The organism is Aureibacter tunicatorum (genome assembly GCF_036492635.1).
In the GTDB taxonomy this organism is placed as follows: domain Bacteria; phylum Bacteroidota; class Bacteroidia; order Cytophagales; family Cyclobacteriaceae; genus Aureibacter; species Aureibacter tunicatorum.
This window is the reverse complement of record NZ_AP025305.1, coordinates 407,909-426,969: the sequence shown is the minus strand read 5'-3', so window position 1 is coordinate 426,969 and position 19,061 is coordinate 407,909. Positions and strand designations below refer to the sequence as shown.

Below are 19,061 nucleotides of genomic sequence, written 5' to 3'. Positions count from 1 at the left end.
GCCCAAAAGCTTCTGTTTTTTGTTTTTGTTTGTTTCTTATCAATAAGGGCATTCCTTCGCCAAAGCTCAGGCCGGGCTATCCGCTTCTACTCCTCGTTCGTTCCTCACTTGCGGGGTAACCGCTGCTATCCCTAATGCATCAGCGGCATTAAGCCTCCTCAACTGTTTCAAGCACTCTTTCGCTTACCAACTGAGCCGCCGCCAAATCCTCCAAAGCATGTCCCACAGACTTGAACATTGTTATCTCGTCTTCAGCCGTTCTTCCTTCTCTTTCTCCTTTGCACAACTCAAACAGATCTCCTTTGATCTCATCACTCTTCAACACACCCTCGGCAAGAGGTATCGCTATATCTCCGCATTCTTTTGTCGCACCAGCGTAAGTATCCACAAATACCGAGGCTTTGCGTATCGAATCGTCATCAGTCTCTCTCATATCAGGACGGTAAGCGCCTACGAGATCCAAATGCTGCCCTGGTTGCAACCATTCTCCCAATACAATCGGCTCTCTGCTAAGAGTGGCGCATGAAATGATATCAACAGACTTCACCGCCTCTTCCAAATTCTCTACTGCTGAAAACTTCACGCCCTCCAGATTCAAACTATCAACCAAAGCCTGCGCTTTCTCCACACTTCTACCCCAGATCAACACTTCCTCTATCGGCCTTACCGTAGCGTGAGCTTGTATCAATTCAGGAGCCAAAGCGCCAGTTCCTACCATCAACAGTTTCTTGCTGTCTTTTCTTGAAGCATAGCTTGAAGCCAAAGCCGAAGCAGCTGCCGTGCGCTTCGTAGTCAATGTCTTCGCTTCCATCAATGCGATTGGAGAACCTATCTTAGCGTCCAATAGCATATATGTGCCTTGGATAGCAGGCAAATCATATTTGCCATTATTCGGAGACACCGTTACAATTTTTACACCTACATGTTTGCCTGCTTCCCAAGCCGGCATCAACAATAGAGTCGACTCCCTATCTTCATAAGGATTCTCAAAATCATGATGATGACGCATTGGAACTGTATAATTTCCTTGAAAAGCCTCTCGAAGCTTCTCCACTAGACTAGCAAAGTCCAGCGCGCCTATAATTTCCTCTTTAGTGACGTTGCGCATATGCTCAATCTTTTATTTCTCTCACAAAATTCAAAAAAATAATGCGGACAACTAACAGCATCCGCATTACTAAATATAGCATATCTATATGATAGATACTATGAAAGTTATTTCTTATTACAAGCTATCCTTTGTAAGCTCGCCATTCACTGTTCTCCAAATGTTCAAAGAGTTATCATCTCTCAACTCCTCAGGAAGCAAAGCTTGTGGCCAGTTTTGGAATGCCAACGGTCTCACAAATCTTCTGATCGCGCCAGTACCCACTGAAGTGAATCTAGAGTCAGAAGCTGCTGGATAAGGACCGCCATGCTGCATTGAAGGACAAACCTCAACACCTGTAGGCACGCCATTGAAGATGATACGGCCTGTGATATTCTCCAACTTGTCGATCACGTTGCTATAGTTCGCAATTTCAGAATCTTCAGCCATGATTGTAACTGTCAACTGACCTTCCAAAGTTTCCACGATAGCATCTAACTCCTCTTCAGAATCATACTGAACGATCAATGAATAAGGTCCGAATACTTCCTCGTGCAACTTAGGGTTATTCAAGAATGTCTCAGCCTCAACCGTAGCGATAGTTGGTCTTCCTTCGATATTCTCAGCATTCGCTTCCGCCGAAGAACGAGCAATTACCTCTATGCCTTTTTGAGCCAATGCCTCTTCCAAAGACTTAGTATATCCGCCATGAACTCTATCGTTAAGCATTTTCGCAGGAGCAGTCGCCTCGATCGCTGTTGACAATGCTGATACGAATGTATCCAAAGAAGCTCCTTTCTTAGCCAAAAGCAGACCAGGGTTCGTGCAGAACTGACCAACACCCAAAGTAATCGATCCAGCGTAAAGCTGTCCTAGAGCTTCCGCTTTGTTATCCAATGCCTCTGGCATCAACAATACAGGATTGATAGATCCCATTTCAGCGAATACCGGAATCGGCACCTCACGCTGAGCGGCAGCGTCGTACAATGCTCTACCTGCATAAGTAGATCCTGTGAAACCTACAGCTTTCACGATCGGATGCTTCACTAGAGCTTGTCCAACGACAACACCTGATCCATGAACCATAGTGAAAACGCCTTCAGGCATTTCAGTTTTTTCAGCAGCTCTGTAAATAGCTGTAGCTACCAAGTCGCTTGTGCGAGGATGACCTTCGTGAGCTTTCACGATCACAGGACAACCTGCCGCCAATGCAGAAGCAGTATCACCACCTGCTGTTGAGAAAGCCAAAGGGAAATTACTAGCGCCAAACACTGCAACCGGGCCAAGACCTACCAACATCTTTCTGATGTCCGGCTTTGGCACAGGCTGTCTATCTGGAATAGCTGTGTCAACAGTAGCTTCCAACCAAGAACCTTCTCTTACCAAGCTAGCGAACAACTTCAATTGACCAGTCGTACGACCTCTTTCACCTACGATTCTTCCTTCCGGCAATCCAGACTCTTCACATGCCGCTTGAACCAAATCATCGCCCAAAGCAACGATTTCATCAGCGATAGCATCCAAGAACTCTGCTTTTCTTGCGCCAGAAAGTTTTCTGAAAGTAGCAAATGCTTGATTGGAAAGTTCCAACAAACCATTCAACTCCTCAGCTGAAGGATTCTCCAGCGTATATTTTCCTTTTTCTAAAGTTTCCATTTTTTATTGTTTTAAAAATCACTTGAAATATTAAATGAGAAGCCTTCATCGGCTCATGAAGCGATCAAATCGCCCCATAAAAAAAGCTCCCCGCTTAGTAAAGACAATTCGGCATGGCCAACTCATCTATTCTGACAACAGGAAGCTAAATACCCCTGACAACACAGGAGTCCTATATTATTATGCTTTTATCTCTAAGATTACGCCTCTACAGAAAATGGAGACTCAACTTCTGGAAGTTCTGGTCTAGCAGCAACACCGTCGTTGATAATTTTCAAGATTCTTTCTCTTTCTTCGCCTTCAAGCGGAAGTCTTGGAGCTCTTACATTCTCAGTACCGATACCAGTAGCAACTTCAGCTAGCTTGATGTATTGAACCAACTTAGGGTGAATATCAAGCTCTAGCAATGGCAAGAACCATCTGTAGATAGCCAATGCTTCGTCAGGTCTACCTGCTTTAGCAAGTCTGAAGATAGTTACAGTTTCCTTAGGGAAAGCACAAACCAAACCAGCAACCCATCCGTCAGCTCCCATGAAGATTTCTTCCAAAGCCAAAGTATCAACACCAGAAAGGATAGCGAATCTGTCACCGAACTCATTCTTCATACGAGTAACGTTAGAGATATCTCTAGTTGATTCTTTTACCGCTTGGATATTAGGGCTATCAGCCAACTCTCTGAACATGTCGATAGTTACTTCTATACCATAGTCAACCGGGTTGTTGTATACCATGATTGGAAGCTCAGTAGACTCAGCAACAGCTTTGTAGTAAGCTACAGTTTCTCTATGGTCAGCTTTGTATCTCATTGGAGGCAACATCATCAAACCAGAAGCACCGTCTTCTTGAGCTTTAGCGGCAGCAGCGATTGCGTTAGCAGTAGTTTGCTCAGCAACATTCATAATTACCGGCACACGACCATCCACGTGAGCAACACAAGCTCTCACTAGCTCAGACTTCTCATCAGCAGAAAGCACAGAAGCTTCACCCAATGTTCCACCCAAGATGATACCGTCAACTCCAGCTTCTAGCTGAGCATCAATATTTTTTCTGAATGCATCTAAATCCAAACGATCGTCATCTGTGAATTTTGTCGTTACAGCTGGGAATACCCCTCTCCAATTAACTTGCATAGTCTTTTATTTTTTGATGGTTAATTATTTCCTTTTTAAAATCCGAAAATGCAGTTCATTCTCGAATCTTAACAAATTTACCGAAACCATTAGATAATGTCTTTCAAAATATTGCCCAAACAACATACTATATTACCCTTTAAGATTTAAATAGAAAGCGTTTTATGATATTTTAGTATTAATGAGAGATTATCCGTAGAGATGTGCAACAGTCTAGTGTAAAAATATAATCCTACTGTCCATAAAAAATAGCCTAATATATTCGGCTAATTCGTGCAACGAACTTCAATATGTTATTTACATCCAAATTAGTTTGAAAATGGTAATTAAGCAAGATTTTCTCTTATAAAGCGATTCATAAAGGTAATTTTTTTTACTTTGAGTCAAAATTCATAAAATGGCACTCAAAAAAGAAAAAGCAAACTCTTGGCCTATTAACCATAAAACATTTCACAAAAAATTAATTAAACCAATCAATATTTTTTATAAGCCAAAACTTACACAGAAAGCGTATCATATACCTCACTTTTATTAATAAACATTAACTATTTTCTAGAATTTAGCACTATATGCACACGAAAATCATAAAAACAATATGATTTTTAATATTTATTTATTATATATGGTACATGAAGAAACCACTACTATTTAAAATACCTAGTTCAGAGAAGGAATCCTTTCGGGTTCAGTATGAAGATCAACCTTATTTCTATGACCCGCTACACTTCCACCCTGAGCTCCAACTCACCTATATTCTGGAGAGTAATGGAACATTCTTTATAGGGGACAATATAAAGAACTTCAAAGCAGGAGATATACTCCTCATCGGAGCGAACTTGACGCACGTATTCCGCAATGACAAACTTTATTATGAAGATTCGAATGAAGAGGTGAGAGCCAAAGCGATATCTGTATTCTTCACGGAAACATCTTTTGGCGCGGATTTCTTCGAATTGCCCGAAGCTGCGAAAATCAAGGATTTGATAAAAAAATCAGGCAGAGGTCTTAAAATAACCGGAGAAACAAGAGATCTTATCGCTCCTTTGCTTGAAACATTGAAAGATCTGGAGGGATTCTTCAGAATCATAAAAATGCTTGAAATACTCAACTTGATCGCTGAAAACCTCGAGTCGGATGTAGAGTACTTGTCAAGTTTAAGCTATTCCAAATTTCTTAAAGAATCTGACAGCAAAAAAATCAACGATGTATTCGAATATGTAATGCAAAACTTCTCTGAAAACATCAAACTAAGCGACGTTGCGGATATTGCCAACATGAGTGTGACTTCATTCTGCAGATACTTCAAGCTTAGAACTCGCAAGACATTCTCTCTTTTCCTTAACGAAATCAGAGTGGGACATGCTTGCAAATTGCTTAAGGAGAACAAATACAACATATCGGAAATTTGCTACGAATGCGGATTCAACAATATTTCCAACTTCAACAGACAATTCAAGGCGATCACTAACTACACGCCTACAGAATACAAAAAGAAATTCAACTACTAAAGAGGCCGTCATTATGACAGCCTCTTTACTAGAATTGATCAAGCAAATGGTTCGTTATCTATCGAGCCAATGCTTGCCCTAATTTCATATTGTCTCCCTGTGAATCAACCATATAATCCACTGAATTTCCATTAGGAGTGAAAAATCTGGCGACAGTCTTTTTATTCATTTTCTTCAACTCAACCAGCTTCATTGATTTCTCCTCATCGGTCATAAGCCAAATTCCCGTCTCAGGATCATAATCGAATTCAACGACTTCTTCTGTGGCCAAGTTCACAATCTCGTAGCGATTTTTCGTCGTTAGCACCTTGTATTTCTCTCCTTTAACCTTAACAATTCTTTCCTCTGATTCTCCCTCTTTCATAGAGATCGGATTTTCCCCGCCCCAAAACTCTATCGAATTGAAAATCAAGGCATCGCCAAGCAATGACAAAGGATATATCGGAACGATTACAAAGGCGAAAAACACTAATTCATTAATAAACTTAGTACCTACTTGCTGATTCCAAGAGTGTAAATTAGTTGTCAATTTAAAAGGTCCAATACAACTGGAACTCACCATTAGCGAACTGGCTAAAGCGATCATTAAAAATTTCTTCAAAACAGCTTTCATCATTTATTATTGTTTAAAAGTTTTCACATATATCAACACAATCGATTAATCAAATTCCTTGCAAAATGTAAAAAACAAAAGGGAAAATCTCTTTCCCCTTATGCTTTTAATTTATTCTTCTATTAAGGCTTCTTGTTCAGCTGTCTTACTAGCCTCTAATGGGATCATTGGCCTTTCTTTGACAATATTCATTTCTTCAATCAAATGCGTCGCTCCTGCAAATTTATCCACAATGAACAAAATGTATCGAATGTCTACACCTATGTTTCTGCATATCTCCGCATTGTACATCACATCGCTCATCGTGCTTTGCCATGTTCTATCGAAATTCAGACCAATTAGATTTCCATTGGCATCAATAATGGGACTACCTGAATTTCCGCCTGTCGTATGATTTGAAGCCAAGAAACACACGGGCATTTTATCACCAATTCCATATTCGCCATAATCCTTCTCATCATATAATTTCCTCAACTTCTCAGGCATCGCAAAATCTGGATTTCCACTCTCATTCTTTCTGATAATTCCTTCCAGCGTAGTTTGAAAAGTATACTTGACTCCATCCTCCGGCTCATTGCCATCGATCAAGCCATAACTCACCCTCATCGTGCTATTCGCGTCAGGATAAAATTTCTTTTCAGGGCTCATTTCAATTAGTCCCTTAACATACAGCTTTTGCAACTGATCAATCTCGATTCTTCTCTGCTCTATTTCAGGAACTATGCTATTTTTAAACAAACCATAAAAAGCATTCGCCAACGTATATACCGGATCTTTATCTAGTTTCTTTGGGTTACTTTTAATAGCCAAAGCTTCTTTCTCTGTCGTTAGCTTGGATTTCTCAAACAAATAATCAGTCAATTTTCCATAATCTCCCTTGAACTTGCTTTTCAACTTCTGAAACTCTTCAGGCTTGTATTCATCAGCGACATTCTCATCAAAAGTTTTCAACATAGCTTTCATCATCATTTGGTCGGTCGGCCTGTTATAATCCTTGAAAAACTTGGCAATTGAAGCATCAGACTTCGCATCTAAACCTAAAGACAATCTAAAAGCCTCTATCCCGAAAATAGCCTCTCTCATATACTGCAATGGCACTTCATAAGGTGTCAGTCCATTATTGGCTTTTTCCAAATTCGTTAACAAGTTTTTATAATCTTCATTGCCTTGCTTGTCAGCCCACTTCTGAAATGCTTTTTCCTCAACTCTTTTTACTTTTACAGCTTCGGATATCTTCAAACCTCGGTTTTCACCTATCCACTTTTTCCAATAATTCGCTACTCTGGCATATTTTGAAGCATATTGAATCCTAACTTTATCGCTTTGATCCATTTCCGCTTTCATGATCGCCAATTTCTCTTCTCTAATATTTATTCTTGCGGGATTAATACTATCAACCAAAGCTTCCACAGCATAAGAGGTTAAATATTCCTGTGTTCTGCCTGGAAATCCGAATACCATCGAAAAGTCTCCTTCATTTATTCCAGCGATATTAACCGGCAAGAAATGCCTAGGCTTCAAAGGTATATTGTCTTCAGAATATTTCGCTGGTTTGCCATCAGGACCTGAATACACTCTAAAAATGCTAAAATCCCCAGTATGTCTTGGCCATACCCAATTATCTGTATCTCCTCCAAATTTTCCAATAGACGATGGCGGAGCTCCTACCAATCTTACATCCTCATATTTTTCCGTTACGAACATATAATACTTATTGCCGTAAAAGAAAGGCTTGATCAAAGCTTCGTAATGCGTACCTTCCACAGCCTTTTCCTTGACTGAAGGCATGCGGGCTGAAATGCTATCTTCCAAAGCCTTTCCTTCCAAGGCATCCAAACCGGCAAGCATTTGATCTGTCACATCTTCAATACGAATGATAAACGTGACAAATAAATTCTCATTTGCCAACTCTTCATCTTTGCTCATCGCCCAAAAGCCATCTGTCAAGTAATCATTTTCTACAGAACTATGAGATTGAATTTGTCCGTAACCGCAATGATGGTTTGTCAACAGCAATCCCTCGTTGGAAATAATCTCGCCTGTGCACCCACCATTGAAAGACACAATCGCATCTTTGAGACTCGACTTGTTAACGCTATAAATGTCCTCCGCGCTCATCTTCATTCCCAACGACTGCATATCCTGCTCATTCAACTGCTTAAGCAATTGAGGTAGCCACATCCCCTCTTCTCCCATCGCATGAAAGGAGGTTTTAAAAAAGATCAGCAAAAAAAGTAAACGATACTTTAGCATAATTGATTATAATTTATTATAAAATACGTTGATTGAAAATTATATTTATTAAACAAATTGAATAAAAATAAACTTGTATGTAATAAAATCTACCCAATGATTTTTTCCATATCCCGACTTCCGGTTTAAAAATAATATTATTTTACAAACATAATCGCATTGAAAGACTATTACGACATATTGGGCATAGAAAAAGACGCTGATGATAAATCCATTAAAGAAGCTTACAGAAAACTAGCCAAAATCCATCATCCGGATAAAAACATCGACAAGGCAAACGATGAAGACAAAGAAATATTCAAACTCATCAACGAAGCTTATCAAATCTTATCGGACAAAAGCAAAAGAGCTCAATACGACCTTACGCTTATAACAAACGAAAATCACCCGCTGTCAGATGAAGAACTTTTTGAAAAAAATCGAATCTACAAAGAATATATCAAAAGGGACTTATTCAGACAAAAACAGATGTTTTGGCAAAAGTTCAGCACCAAAGCTATCATGAGTTTTTTATTTACTTTACTGGCATTTCTCTTTCTAAGGGTGACTTATCTCAACTACATGGACTATCGCATGAAAAAGCTTGAGAAAAAACAATTCATCATAGCCAAAAAAGCCTATGAAAATGATCAACTGGATGAAAGTTTGAAAATACTTAGCATACTCAGTAGGCACCCCAAAGCCTCCACGGAAGTGAAAAGATATTTCGAGGTCATCATCAGTGATTTGTATGACAAAGGCATGGAGCATTATGAAAACAATGAATACGAAAAGGCTTTAAGCAAACTTCATTATGTCAGGGTTTTCGGCCCTTATTCAGCCGCTATTCACAAAACCATCGCTGAGATCTACGAACACTTCAAGGATTATAATGCTGCACTTTCCGTATACGATGATATGCTTATGATAGGCCATTATGACTTGCCTGTTCTATTATCAGCGGCGGAAGTAGCCGCGGATAAAATGCATGACAACAGGCTTGCTTTGAATTACTTCGACAAGGCCATTGATATCTTAATAGAGATGTACACGGCCAAGTACGGCGAAGCTTATCCTCTAGTATTAGACCCTAATGAAATCCCTTACTCGCATTACCAAATTCATTATAATCTAGGTATTATTTACCTAAGGCTAGGGGAAGTTCAAAAAGCCATTGACACTTATGAATGGGCTATCATGCTAAGAAAAAACAGGCCTGAGAGTTATTATATGCTAGGGAACTGTTTTTGGGCAAAGGGAGAAATGGATAAAGCTTGCGATGAATGGAAAAAAGCCATTAGCAAAGGTTCTTTAAGAGCCCAAGACACTTACAATACATACTGTCTGGAAGTGTTCAATTAATCTTCAATTACTTCAGCAACACATCTAAACCCCAAATATGGACTTGGATAGTCATAATTCATTAATTTAACTAAACTTTCTTCAGGAGATATGAAAACTTCTTGGCTTGCTCCCATAGCAACACCTTTTCTAAGAGTCATTTCACTCACATTATCAAAAAAATTGTAAATACCAGATGTATGAAAAGATTCAGAACCATAACTTTTTAACACACCCGCATTTATTTCAGCTGATTTCAAATAATAATTATTCAGCTTCTTGTAATTTTTTTCTAACAAAACTTTTCCTATCAAAACCCATTCCTCTGGAGTAATAAGCCTAAACACAAATTTTTTATCTGACTTATTAAACCTCTCAACAAATTCTGTTCGCCACTTGCAGTATGCCAACGCTTGCTCATAGGTAATGTTTGTTATCGGGTAATATCTAAAATTTTCATTCTCAAAAACTTTACTATCATCAAGTGGCAATAATTTCAAATACTCTTTACGAGAAAGGTTATTTCTAACATGATAAAGGAATTCCATCCAATGGATATTGGAAACTTCAGATTTATCTACAAATAATCCCGAAATTTCAATCATGTTTGGAGGTTTTCTATATACTTTCTTATCCGCACTATAGCTACTCTTCTTCACATAAAAATTAATATTAGCAACTTTCTTATCATCAAACACGACACTTAATAAATTTTCTCCATCAATAATTCTATTGAATGCTAGTTCTAAAGTATCAATATCTGTATGAATTTCTAAACGGCCATTTACAACATCATCTAAATTTATATAATCCTCAGGCTTAAGCTGATAAAAATCAACCTGAATATTTGATCTGTAAATAGTTATTTCTCCATTGATAGAAGAAATCGTATGCTCTGATTTCTGACTAAAGCCAAGTATTGAGAAAGAAATCAATGTAAATAATAATAAAATAGCTTTCACTGAAATAAAAAATTTAAAATATCAGCGAATTTATTAAATTTTTGTAAAAAAATTTCATCCTCCTATGAGAATCATGCTTCTATTCTTATCCAAAGAGTCGGCATTTTCATTATCCAAGGACAAGCCTCCATGTTTTTCATGTTTTTCATGAACAGATGAACGAATCAAAGACTCAATATCCTGTCCTTCTCTCAGTGCGGATAAGAGGTTCTTTTCATCCTGTCCAAACAAACAGTTTTTCATCTTGCCGTCAGCTGTCAATCGCATTCTATTGCAATCTCCACAAAATGGAGACGTAACGGAGCTTATAACTCCAAATGTCCCTTGATAGCCTTCTATATGAAATATCTTGCTGGTTTCATTGGGCAGATGCGCATGAGAGACAACCTTTTCTTCTCCATAAAAAGTATTCATAACACCTAGGATATCAGCCAAAGTAACGGTTTTCTCTTCTTCCCATTTATTGCCTCCAAAAGGCATGAACTCAATAAATCTTACTGCTATTGACGAGTGCTGAGTCATTTCCACAAAATCGACAAGCTCGCTCTCATTAAAACCACGCATCAATACAGCATTGACTTTCAAATCAAAGTGCTCATTATTGAACAATTCGATATTTTTCATCACTCGATCAAATTGATTTCGCCTTGTGATTTCTTCAAATTTCTTCGAATCAAGCGTATCCAAGCTCACATTGATGCTTCTTACATTCAATTCAAGCAACAAGTCATAATACCTATCCAGTAAAATTCCATTGGTCGTAATCGCAAGCTCAACAGGAAGTTCAGCTACTTTTCGCAAGATCTCATCAAAGTCTTTGCGAAGCAGCGGTTCTCCTCCCGTAAAGCGTATTTTTTTCACGCCCAAGTCGACAAAAGTTTTCGCCAAAGCAAACACTTCGTCGGAAGTCATCAGGTGCGATTTAGGAGAAAGCGGAATACCCTGTTCAGGCATGCAATAAGTACATCTAAGATTGCATTTCTCAATCAAAGAAATCCTCAAGTAATCATGTACTCTCCCAAATCTATCCACCAATGGATTTTTACTTTCTATCTTCAAATCAGTTATGTCTGGCTCCTTCAATTACTCTAAATAGGTGCAATAATGATGGGAACAAGGCTTCCATCGATTCCTTAGCCCCATTGGTTGATCCAGGCAAAGCCAGCAGCAACGTCTCCTCTCTAAGTCCTGCCACACTTCTCGACAGCATCGAATAAGGCGTTCTGTCTTGCCCGTAATGACGGATGTATTCGGAAACTCCCGGTATTTCTCTTTCTATCAAAGGCTTTAATGCTTCCGGGGTGACATCCCTTGGAGACAAGCCTGTTCCTCCAGTATAAATCACCATATCCGTTGATTGATCAACATGCGTCATGGCTTTTTGCTGGATGGCTTCCAACTCATCGGGTATGATCGCGTATTCGATCACTTGGACACCCAATTTTTCCAATTTCTCAACGATAACCTTACCAGCTCTATCTTCCTTTTTTCCAGCGGAAATCGAGTCCGAACAAACAACAACGGCGGCCTTCAGCTCCTTGGTATTTTTTGAAAAGTCGGATTTCCCACCTCTTTTCTTCAATAACTTGATATTCCCGATCTCAACCTGCTTGTCAATGGGCTTAAGCATATCATACATCGTCAAGGCAACCACAGAAGCTCCATGCATAGCCTCCACTTCAACTCCTGTCTTATAGATCGTCTTGGCAGTCAACATAATCTTAACCTCAAGTCCATCTATTTCATAAGCTACTGAAGTCTGTTCCACCGGCAAAGGATGGCAATCCGGAATCACATCCGAAGTCTTCTTCACGGCAAAAAGTCCTGCAACCTTTGCCATCTCAAGCACGTCTCCTTTTGGCACTTCTTTATTGACGATTGCGTCTATAGTCTCCTGCTTGCTTACTTTCACTACAGCTTGGGCTGTGGCTTCTCTTAACGTTGAATGCTTATGTGTTATATCTATCATTTGCCTTATTTATTCTCCTTCCATACAAAACTTTCATCTTCAAACAACTCCTTGCCGAAAACCGGAGCCTTTGCCTTGATTTCTTCCACGACAAATTCCAAAGCTTCAAAAGCAGTACGTCTTCTTGGTGATGAGACAAAGACAAACAAACAAATCTCACCAACATTCACTCTTCCAAGGCTATGATAAATATGCATGCACGTGATATCGAACTTTTCAAAAGTGTTTTCTCTAATTTCATGCACTACATCCATTGCCATGTCTTCATAAGCGCTATATTCTATAGCTCTTACCTCTTTGTCTTCTATAATATCCGCCCTGACTTGTCCCAAAAATATATCATGAGCTCCTATAGTTGTTTTCGATTGATGTTTAGCAATAGATTCCGCTATGGATTCAGGACTTATAGGACCTTCTCTGAATATGTTTTTAGGCTTTTTATTCTTCATCAGTAAATTTTGTTTGTTCAGATACAATTACATTTTAGGAAAAAACAATATTATAATCATCCACCAGCAAAAGGAGGCAATACAGCCAATTCGTCGATTTCGCTGATCAGCAAGTTTTTATCTCTGATCAGCTTTTTATTGACCGCAAGCTTGTATGGCACTTTTTCCAGACCAGCATAACGGGCCAAAAGCGTGTTTTCAAGCTCTGCCAATGTCTTATCTCCATCGAAATTAAGCTGCTCATTATTCTTTTCTACGGCTTGAGCTGCCATGCCAAAATACTTTATTTCAATTTGCATAGTTCCACTATTTTCAAGTCTTCAGGAGTATTAAAATTATGAACAGAAAGCGCCAAGCTTCCTTCCAGATGAATTACTTTCTTGGATAATTGGCCACAAGCTACTCTAACTCGCCTCTCATCTTGCTTAAGACACTCTTCAAAGTAGTCAGCGCAACTTTTATCATAGATTCCCACCAATGGCATTTCTTTACCTTCAGCAGAAACCCAAGTAATCAGCGAACTACCATCATGAGCATCAATCAAAGACTGCAACACATCATCATCTATCATGGGCACATCGCAACTTAACACTAGATTCGCTTGTGTCGAGCTATACGACAAAGCCGCTTGCAAACCAGCCAAAGGCCCTTGCATTGGATACATATCCTCGACTAATTCATATTGCAATAACTTATGCTGCTCATTTGACGAGGCTATAATCACCTTGCCACAAAAAACTTCAAGCTTGCGCGCGATTCTCTTTGCTGAAGCCTCGCCATCGATCATCATCATGCCTTTGTCTTCACCCATTCGAGAACTCTTTCCTCCAGCCAATATGATCCCCGTTATATTATTCTTCGAAATCAGGCTCATGACCAATCCATTTTATCCATTTCTTCCTCAAGGAACGTTTCGCATTTAGCCGCTAAATGCTCAAAATTAGAAAGCAGCTTTTCTCCATAAGGAGTCAATTTCGCTCCACCGCCATTTTTTCCACCAGTGGATTTTTCTACCAATGGTTGCTTAGAGTGCGAATTACTGCTGTCAATCAGATGCCAAGCCTTGCGATATGACATCCCGAGCTCTTTAGCTGCTCCAGATATAGACCCACAAACTTGAAGCGCTTTCAAAAGCCTGAGCCTGCCCATTCCCAAGAGCATTTCCTCGTCAGACTCCAACCATAATCGACTTTTAACTTTGTAGGCCATCCAGATTTAAATTTCGTTATTCCCTTGCTGGTATAACGAAGATAAGAAAAATTACTTTATTTTTATAACTTCCACCAAGTCGCCTTGATCATAATTTGACTTTTCACCAGAAATATAAATCAATGAGTCTGCCAAAGCGAAAGTATGAAGCATTGCTGAGCTTTGTCCTTCCAATATTTCGACACCATTTTTAGTCCTTTTCCCTTTCAAAAACAGTGCCCTGCCACCCTTATATTCATATTTTTCTTTCAAAGGCAAATACTGGCGCTCAAGCGCAAAGTCTTCGGCACCCAAGGCTCTTTGGATGACAGGAAGAAGGTAAACGTAAAAACATGTCAATGCGGCGGCAGGATTGCCCGGCAAAGCGAAAATCAATTTTTCATCTTTTCTCCCAAAAAATAATGGCTTGCCCGGCTTTTGCTTCACTTTATAAAATACTTCCTCTACATCGTTGTATTCCAAAGCGTCTTTTACAAAGTCATAATCCCCCACTGAAATTCCTCCAGAAACGATCAAGACTTCATTGTCATCCAACAAACTGGCGACCTTTTGCCTTGTCGAGCTCAAATCATCCATACAATGGTGAATTTCCACGCTCTTGCAACCCAATTCATACAAGGCCGATTGCAACATGATGGAATTGCTATTGTAAATCTGGCCATAATCCAACGGAGTTCCTGGCTCCACAAGCTCATTTCCGGTATACAAAATCGCAACCTTGGGAGCTTGTCTCACAATGACTTTGTCCAAACCTAAAGTCGCTAAAAAACCTATGCTTGCTGGATTAAGTTTATCTCCTTCCCTTAAAGCTACTTCTCCTTTTTGAATCTGCTCTCCTAACGGCCTTATATTTTCCTCGGCTTTAACTTCGCCGTCTATCAAGATCTTATTGTCATCCAATCTCTGAACTTTCTCCTGCATGACTACAGCATTCGAAGAGTCAGGAACAGGAGCGCCTGTGAATATTCTTACAGCTTCGCCTCTTTTTAATTCAAATTGAGAGTTGTCTCCCGCTTTAATTTCTCCCACAAGAAGGTAATGGTTACTTTCATGCGCATTTATAGCATAGCCGTCCATTGCTGATTGTCTAAATGGAGGCATATTTATAGGAGAATGAATATCCTCAGCCAGCACACAATTCAGAGCTTCTGACATTTGCACCAATGACTTAGGCTGTTGGACGGTTATATTTTTAATATGTTGAAGGGCTTGTTCTACAGTAATCATATAGTAGGTAAATGTTATTTTAGAAAACTATTAAGATACTGTCAATATACTCATTAAGTATAAATCGACATTTAAATGATATTAAAAAAAGAATTAGATAGCTTTACGATTTTACTAAAAAGTGATAAGTCTTTTCCAACAACAAAGCTAATTCTTTAGGCAAATCCGATTCTTCCCAAGGTTCTTTTGCTCCAAAGGTATGTCCTGCATCATCGATCAAAAATAGTTCTGAATTAGGCGCCAATTCGTTTATTTTCTCCGCATTGACATAATCAACAGCTTCATCGGAAGTCCCATGGCATATCAATAAAGGTTGCCACAAGTTTTTCAATCTTTTTTTCAAATTATATATATCTGAATTTTCCAAAAGATCATTCATAAACTGCTTATAAATAGGCATGTATTGATTGGTCCTGCCATTATAAATTTCAATCTTTTGCTCTTTCATCAACTTAGCTTTCAACTCTTCGGACAAAAAATTCTCCACGTCGAGAACCGAAGCCCAAGTCACTAACTTTTTGACCCTATCATCCTCCAAAGCTTTCATCAACACATCAGCTCCACCTCTGCTATGCCCTATCAGTGATAAACTCTTAGTTTCCAAAGGCAATTCACCCTTCAATGACTCTACAAAATCTATGACAACACCCAAATCGCTTCTTTCGATACTAAAGTTATTATTGCCAAATGCCTCTAGATCTACAAACTCATTCGGATGGCCCGGATCCGTGCCATTATGAGAAAAATTGAATTTGAAGAAAAAGCATCCTCTCTGCGCAAAATACTCGGCAACCAAATTGAACGCACCCCAATCTTTATAACCTTTAAAGCCATGGACAAATATCACTGTTGGCAAGGTATTATTATCAAGGTCCGAATTATACTGATAATCATAACTGATGGACTTGCCATGCTTTCCTTGAATAATTCCTGATTTCTTAGTTAAGTTCATTGCAAAAGAATTTGTATGATTTTCAACGAATTTATAAAGGAAAAAAAGGAAAGCAAAAATAGTTTTGACTTCTAAATCTTATACAAAAAAAGACCAAGTCTTTCGAACCTGGTCTCTTCACACTAAAAAAAACTAACAATGATAATTTCCAATATCACTTGACTGAACTGTTTCTATTATTTTTTATTTGCTCGCAAGCATAGAGCCATCGGACTCCACTACTTTCACGTTCTCTCTATTTCCTGCGTTATAGCTAATTTCATATCTCACTCCTTTATTGCTATCCCACACTATCCACTTTCCATCTTTCAGGCCTTGAGTATATTTTGCAATGGCAACGATTCTATTCGCATCATCCCACCTTGTCCATTGTCCAGATTTCGAATTGTCTGTATAATGGCCTATTTCCTTAATGTTTCCATTTTCGTAATATCTAATGATTGGCCCTTCCACTAATCCAAGAGAAAAATGCTGCACTTGCGAAAGTTGACCATTTTCGTAATAAGATTCTAGTTTTCCAGTAAACTCTTTTCCATCCTTGGTGTAATATTTGCCATCTACTTCTTTAATCCCATCGCTTGCGAATGTCGAGATTGAAGCCATTACCATTACTATCAATATTGCTAATATATTTTTCATTTTATCCTCCTTGTTTTGAAATTATTGTAACATTACTCTAATGTTAACACAATGTTACGAATTCTGTGCCAGAAATCAAATTATTATCAATAAATAAAAATATAAGCCATAATTACGATAATATTATATCATAAATTGATTTGAAAAATTAACATTAGATTAATATTAAGCTAAAATCAGGATATTGGTAATTTAATCCAGCAATGATGAGATTGGCTTTTCAACAAATATCAAGTCTGTTTCAGAAGAAAAATAACCATCTATAAAAGCTTGAAAAAAATAAGCTATAGAACCTACAAATGCAGCTCTGTCTATCAAGGTAAAATCAATTTGGCTAAAAATTACAGAATTAAAAAAATCAGAAAAATGCTTTTCAAGCTGTGCCTTTATCCAGTCATCACTTTTATTTGCGTATGCAAAGCGTGCAAACGAAGCTAAATACCTGTTTGGCCGATCAGCACCATACAGTTCATCAAGCATGCTTGTTCCATCTTTGTCATAAGTTTGTCTAAAAAGATTGGAAATATGAGCAGGCATTGAGCCTTCCAAATACGCTTTAAACAATCTTCGTCCTAAAGCCATGCCGCTGCCTTCGTCTCCCAGCAAGTAACCTAAGCCGCCAAAAGTTTTGAAAATTTTCTTCCCATCATATAAACCAGCCACAGAACCCGTTCCAAGAATGCATACAAACCCGCTTTCATCGCCAAGCGACGCTTTGGCTGCTCCTAGCAAATCTGTATCAATCAGAAAGTCAGCATTCTTAAAAACTTTGGAAAATATCTCCTTTATAATAATCTTCCCAGCTGTTCGGCCACATCCAGCTCCATAAAAACTTATTTTGCTTACTTGATCGCTCACCTCTCCAAATTCTCTTTCAAGAATATCCAAAGCTACTCGATCATTCAAAAAATAAGGATTGAAGCCTATGGTCTCAACAGACTTCATTAACAGACCAGACTTATAAACTTTCCAAGCAGTCTTGGTTGATCCGCTATCAGCAACTATTTTGACTAAGCCTTCTGGTCTTTGACCTTCGAATTGTTCTTGCATATCTTGATGACTATAAACTGGCACTTATCTCTCATAAACTATTGTTTGTAAAAGTTCCGAATATCCAATCCATTAATCAAGCACTTAAGAAACAATCCACACTAGGAATAAGCATTATCTTTAATTAAAAAAATATCAAAAACTCAATTATAGGTGTTCTTCGGCAAAATGCTTATTCAAATATTCCGCCATCCCTTTCATTTGTTTTTGATAGTTTCTGCAAAGTTTGCAGGTCATTAAATGCAAGCGAAGCAGTATCTTTTCTCTTTTGGTCAACTCCCTATCCTCGCTTTCTATCATCAGCCTTGTCGCTGTATTGCAGTCATAGAATAATTTCATTATCATCGATTTAGCATCAAAACAAGCTTCAATCGGATGCTCATCACTATTACTTCATGAACCAATTCTTTTCCAAATACTGCCTCACTTTATTACGCGATCTATGCAAAAGCACCCAAACATTGGACGTCGTCAGATTCAATTCCTGACAAATATCTTCCGTTGCCATTCCATCAATATATTTCATTTTAAAAACTTTGGCGGCGTTATCTGGAAGAGACTCTATGGATGCCATTATCATCCTGTTAAGCTCTTTTTGCTCAATCTCATTATCCGAAAAAGTAAAGTCCCAATTTCCCGGAGCGTATTCTTCATTCCACGCGCCTTTTCTTTTGCCAGAAGACACAAAGGATTCCTCGCCTGCTTCATGAATAGAATAATGCGGCTTTTTCCTTACTGCTTTTCTATAATGATCGATTATTTTCCTCTTCAAAATCGATGTGAGCCAAGTCTTCTCCGATGCCTCTCCTCTAAAACTGTCCTTGGCTTTCAAAGCCGTAAAAAATGTCTCTTGGACTATGTCCGATGCTTCTTCATTAGAATTCATCCTTGAAACAGCAAAATTTCCCAAGGCCTCAGAGTAATTCTCTATCCACTTCTCAGGCTGAAGCATATGTTTTTTTGAGTTCAATATTCCCTCCATGAAATCAATACTTTAAGTTCGAGCTTGAATACAACTCAAAAGTCACCAAATCCAG

The 19,061-nt window shown here is 38.6% G+C and carries 20 protein-coding genes; 2 read left to right on the top strand and 18 right to left on the bottom strand.

Annotated features, from left to right (window positions below):
• Positions 1-148 precede the first annotated feature (148 nt).
• The 3 genes from lhpI to AABK36_RS01645 form a co-directional block, all read right to left on the bottom strand.
• Positions 149-1,108: a bifunctional Delta(1)-pyrroline-2-carboxylate/Delta(1)-piperideine-2-carboxylate reductase gene (gene lhpI / locus AABK36_RS01655; RefSeq protein ID WP_309937291.1), complete on the bottom strand. Its 960-nt coding sequence runs from the start codon at positions 1,106-1,108 to the stop codon at positions 149-151.
• 117 nt (positions 1,109-1,225) lie between these two features.
• Positions 1,226-2,743 carry an aldehyde dehydrogenase (NADP(+)) gene (locus AABK36_RS01650; RefSeq protein ID WP_309937290.1) on the bottom strand — a complete coding sequence of 506 codons (1,518 nt, stop codon included), beginning with the start codon at positions 2,741-2,743 and terminating at the stop codon, positions 1,226-1,228.
• A gap of 200 nt (positions 2,744-2,943) precedes the next feature.
• Positions 2,944-3,873 (bottom strand): dihydrodipicolinate synthase family protein, encoded by a 930-nt coding sequence (locus AABK36_RS01645; protein ID WP_309937289.1) that lies wholly within the window; start codon positions 3,871-3,873, stop codon positions 2,944-2,946.
• A gap of 629 nt (positions 3,874-4,502) precedes the next feature.
• On the opposite strand from AABK36_RS01645, the gene AABK36_RS01640 reads away from it, so the two are divergent.
• Positions 4,503-5,381, top strand: a complete 879-nt coding sequence (locus tag AABK36_RS01640; RefSeq protein ID WP_309937288.1) for an AraC family transcriptional regulator — start codon at positions 4,503-4,505, stop codon at positions 5,379-5,381.
• A 58-nt stretch (positions 5,382-5,439) separates the two neighbouring features.
• On the opposite strand, the gene AABK36_RS01635 is transcribed toward AABK36_RS01640, so the two are convergent.
• Both AABK36_RS01635 and AABK36_RS01630 read right to left on the bottom strand, forming a co-directional pair.
• Positions 5,440-5,997 carry a DUF3332 domain-containing protein gene (locus AABK36_RS01635; protein WP_309937287.1) on the bottom strand — a complete coding sequence of 186 codons (558 nt, stop codon included), beginning with the start codon at positions 5,995-5,997 and terminating at the stop codon, positions 5,440-5,442.
• Positions 5,998-6,105: 108 nt separating this feature from the next.
• Entirely contained in the window at positions 6,106-8,247 is a 2,142-nt protein-coding gene (locus AABK36_RS01630) for a S46 family peptidase (protein ID WP_309937286.1), read from the bottom strand.
• A 159-nt stretch (positions 8,248-8,406) separates the two neighbouring features.
• On the opposite strand from AABK36_RS01630, the gene AABK36_RS01625 reads away from it, so the two are divergent.
• On the top strand, positions 8,407-9,588 hold the full coding sequence (locus tag AABK36_RS01625; RefSeq protein ID WP_309937285.1) for a tetratricopeptide repeat protein: 1,182 nt from the start codon (positions 8,407-8,409) through the stop codon (positions 9,586-9,588).
• Here the strand turns inward: AABK36_RS01625 and AABK36_RS01620 are convergent.
• From AABK36_RS01620 to AABK36_RS01560, 13 genes are all read right to left on the bottom strand, one after another.
• Positions 9,585-10,529 (bottom strand): SUMF1/EgtB/PvdO family nonheme iron enzyme, encoded by a 945-nt coding sequence (locus AABK36_RS01620; RefSeq protein ID WP_309937284.1) that lies wholly within the window; start codon positions 10,527-10,529, stop codon positions 9,585-9,587. The two genes, AABK36_RS01625 and AABK36_RS01620, sit on opposite strands and share 4 nt — an antisense overlap.
• Before the next feature lie 54 nt (positions 10,530-10,583).
• Positions 10,584-11,588, bottom strand: coding sequence for a GTP 3',8-cyclase MoaA (gene moaA / locus AABK36_RS01615; RefSeq protein ID WP_309937283.1), 1,005 nt, complete (start codon positions 11,586-11,588; stop codon positions 10,584-10,586).
• Position 11,589: 1 nt separating this feature from the next.
• Positions 11,590-12,498, bottom strand: a complete 909-nt coding sequence (gene moaCB, locus AABK36_RS01610; RefSeq protein ID WP_309937282.1) for a bifunctional molybdenum cofactor biosynthesis protein MoaC/MoaB — start codon at positions 12,496-12,498, stop codon at positions 11,590-11,592.
• Between the two features lie 5 nt (positions 12,499-12,503).
• Entirely contained in the window at positions 12,504-12,947 is a 444-nt protein-coding gene (locus AABK36_RS01605) for a molybdenum cofactor biosynthesis protein MoaE (protein ID WP_374709114.1), read from the bottom strand.
• Positions 12,948-13,003: 56 nt separating this feature from the next.
• The gene (locus tag AABK36_RS01600) at positions 13,004-13,246 is read right to left on the bottom strand and encodes a MoaD/ThiS family protein (protein ID WP_309937280.1); all 243 of its coding nucleotides are present in this window, start codon (positions 13,244-13,246) and stop codon (positions 13,004-13,006) included.
• Positions 13,231-13,821, bottom strand: a complete 591-nt coding sequence (mobA, locus tag AABK36_RS01595; protein ID WP_309937279.1) for a molybdenum cofactor guanylyltransferase — start codon at positions 13,819-13,821, stop codon at positions 13,231-13,233. The genes AABK36_RS01600 and mobA overlap by 16 nt, the downstream gene beginning before the upstream one ends.
• Positions 13,818-14,156 (bottom strand): winged helix-turn-helix domain-containing protein, encoded by a 339-nt coding sequence (locus AABK36_RS01590; protein WP_309937278.1) that lies wholly within the window; start codon positions 14,154-14,156, stop codon positions 13,818-13,820. The genes mobA and AABK36_RS01590 overlap by 4 nt, the downstream gene beginning before the upstream one ends.
• Positions 14,157-14,207: 51 nt before the next feature.
• Positions 14,208-15,383: a molybdopterin molybdotransferase MoeA gene (locus AABK36_RS01585; protein ID WP_309937277.1), complete on the bottom strand. Its 1,176-nt coding sequence runs from the start codon at positions 15,381-15,383 to the stop codon at positions 14,208-14,210.
• 103 nt (positions 15,384-15,486) lie between these two features.
• A complete protein-coding gene (locus AABK36_RS01580) occupies positions 15,487-16,335 on the bottom strand; it encodes an alpha/beta hydrolase family protein (RefSeq protein WP_309937276.1) in 849 nt (282 codons plus the stop codon).
• A gap of 183 nt (positions 16,336-16,518) precedes the next feature.
• Complete coding sequence (locus tag AABK36_RS01575) at positions 16,519-16,974, bottom strand: toxin-antitoxin system YwqK family antitoxin (protein ID WP_309937275.1); 456 nt, start codon at positions 16,972-16,974, stop codon at positions 16,519-16,521.
• Between the two features lie 192 nt (positions 16,975-17,166).
• Entirely contained in the window at positions 17,167-18,024 is an 858-nt protein-coding gene (locus AABK36_RS01570; RefSeq protein ID WP_309937274.1) for a hypothetical protein, read from the bottom strand.
• 147 nt (positions 18,025-18,171) lie between these two features.
• Positions 18,172-18,363 (bottom strand): zf-HC2 domain-containing protein, encoded by a 192-nt coding sequence (locus tag AABK36_RS01565; RefSeq protein WP_309937273.1) that lies wholly within the window; start codon positions 18,361-18,363, stop codon positions 18,172-18,174.
• Positions 18,364-18,412: 49 nt separating this feature from the next.
• On the bottom strand, positions 18,413-19,006 hold the full coding sequence (locus tag AABK36_RS01560) for a sigma-70 family RNA polymerase sigma factor (protein WP_309937272.1): 594 nt from the start codon (positions 19,004-19,006) through the stop codon (positions 18,413-18,415).
• Positions 19,007-19,061 lie beyond the last annotated feature (55 nt).

Coding starts and splice junctions, on each gene's coding strand:
- AABK36_RS01575 (WP_309937275.1), bottom strand. CDS start 16,974: ATGAAAAATATATTAGCAATATTGATAGTAATGGTAATGGCTTCAATC.
- AABK36_RS01570 (WP_309937274.1), bottom strand. CDS start 18,024: ATGCAAGAACAATTCGAAGGTCAAAGACCAGAAGGCTTAGTCAAAATA.
- mobA (WP_309937279.1), bottom strand. CDS start 13,821: ATGAGCCTGATTTCGAAGAATAATATAACGGGGATCATATTGGCTGGA.
- AABK36_RS01635 (WP_309937287.1), bottom strand. CDS start 5,997: ATGATGAAAGCTGTTTTGAAGAAATTTTTAATGATCGCTTTAGCCAGT.
- AABK36_RS01605 (WP_374709114.1), bottom strand. CDS start 12,947: ATGAAGAATAAAAAGCCTAAAAACATATTCAGAGAAGGTCCTATAAGT.
- AABK36_RS01580 (WP_309937276.1), bottom strand. CDS start 16,335: ATGAACTTAACTAAGAAATCAGGAATTATTCAAGGAAAGCATGGCAAG.
- AABK36_RS01650 (WP_309937290.1), bottom strand. CDS start 2,743: ATGGAAACTTTAGAAAAAGGAAAATATACGCTGGAGAATCCTTCAGCT.
- AABK36_RS01590 (WP_309937278.1), bottom strand. CDS start 14,156: ATGGCCTACAAAGTTAAAAGTCGATTATGGTTGGAGTCTGACGAGGAA.
- AABK36_RS01565 (WP_309937273.1), bottom strand. CDS start 18,363: ATGAAATTATTCTATGACTGCAATACAGCGACAAGGCTGATGATAGAA.
- lhpI (WP_309937291.1), bottom strand. CDS start 1,108: ATGCGCAACGTCACTAAAGAGGAAATTATAGGCGCGCTGGACTTTGCT.
- AABK36_RS01560 (WP_309937272.1), bottom strand. CDS start 19,006: ATGGAGGGAATATTGAACTCAAAAAAACATATGCTTCAGCCTGAGAAG.
- AABK36_RS01640 (WP_309937288.1), top strand. CDS start 4,503: ATGAAGAAACCACTACTATTTAAAATACCTAGTTCAGAGAAGGAATCC.
- AABK36_RS01630 (WP_309937286.1), bottom strand. CDS start 8,247: ATGCTAAAGTATCGTTTACTTTTTTTGCTGATCTTTTTTAAAACCTCC.
- AABK36_RS01585 (WP_309937277.1), bottom strand. CDS start 15,383: ATGATTACTGTAGAACAAGCCCTTCAACATATTAAAAATATAACCGTC.
- AABK36_RS01645 (WP_309937289.1), bottom strand. CDS start 3,873: ATGCAAGTTAATTGGAGAGGGGTATTCCCAGCTGTAACGACAAAATTC.
- AABK36_RS01600 (WP_309937280.1), bottom strand. CDS start 13,246: ATGCAAATTGAAATAAAGTATTTTGGCATGGCAGCTCAAGCCGTAGAA.
- moaCB (WP_309937282.1), bottom strand. CDS start 12,498: ATGATAGATATAACACATAAGCATTCAACGTTAAGAGAAGCCACAGCC.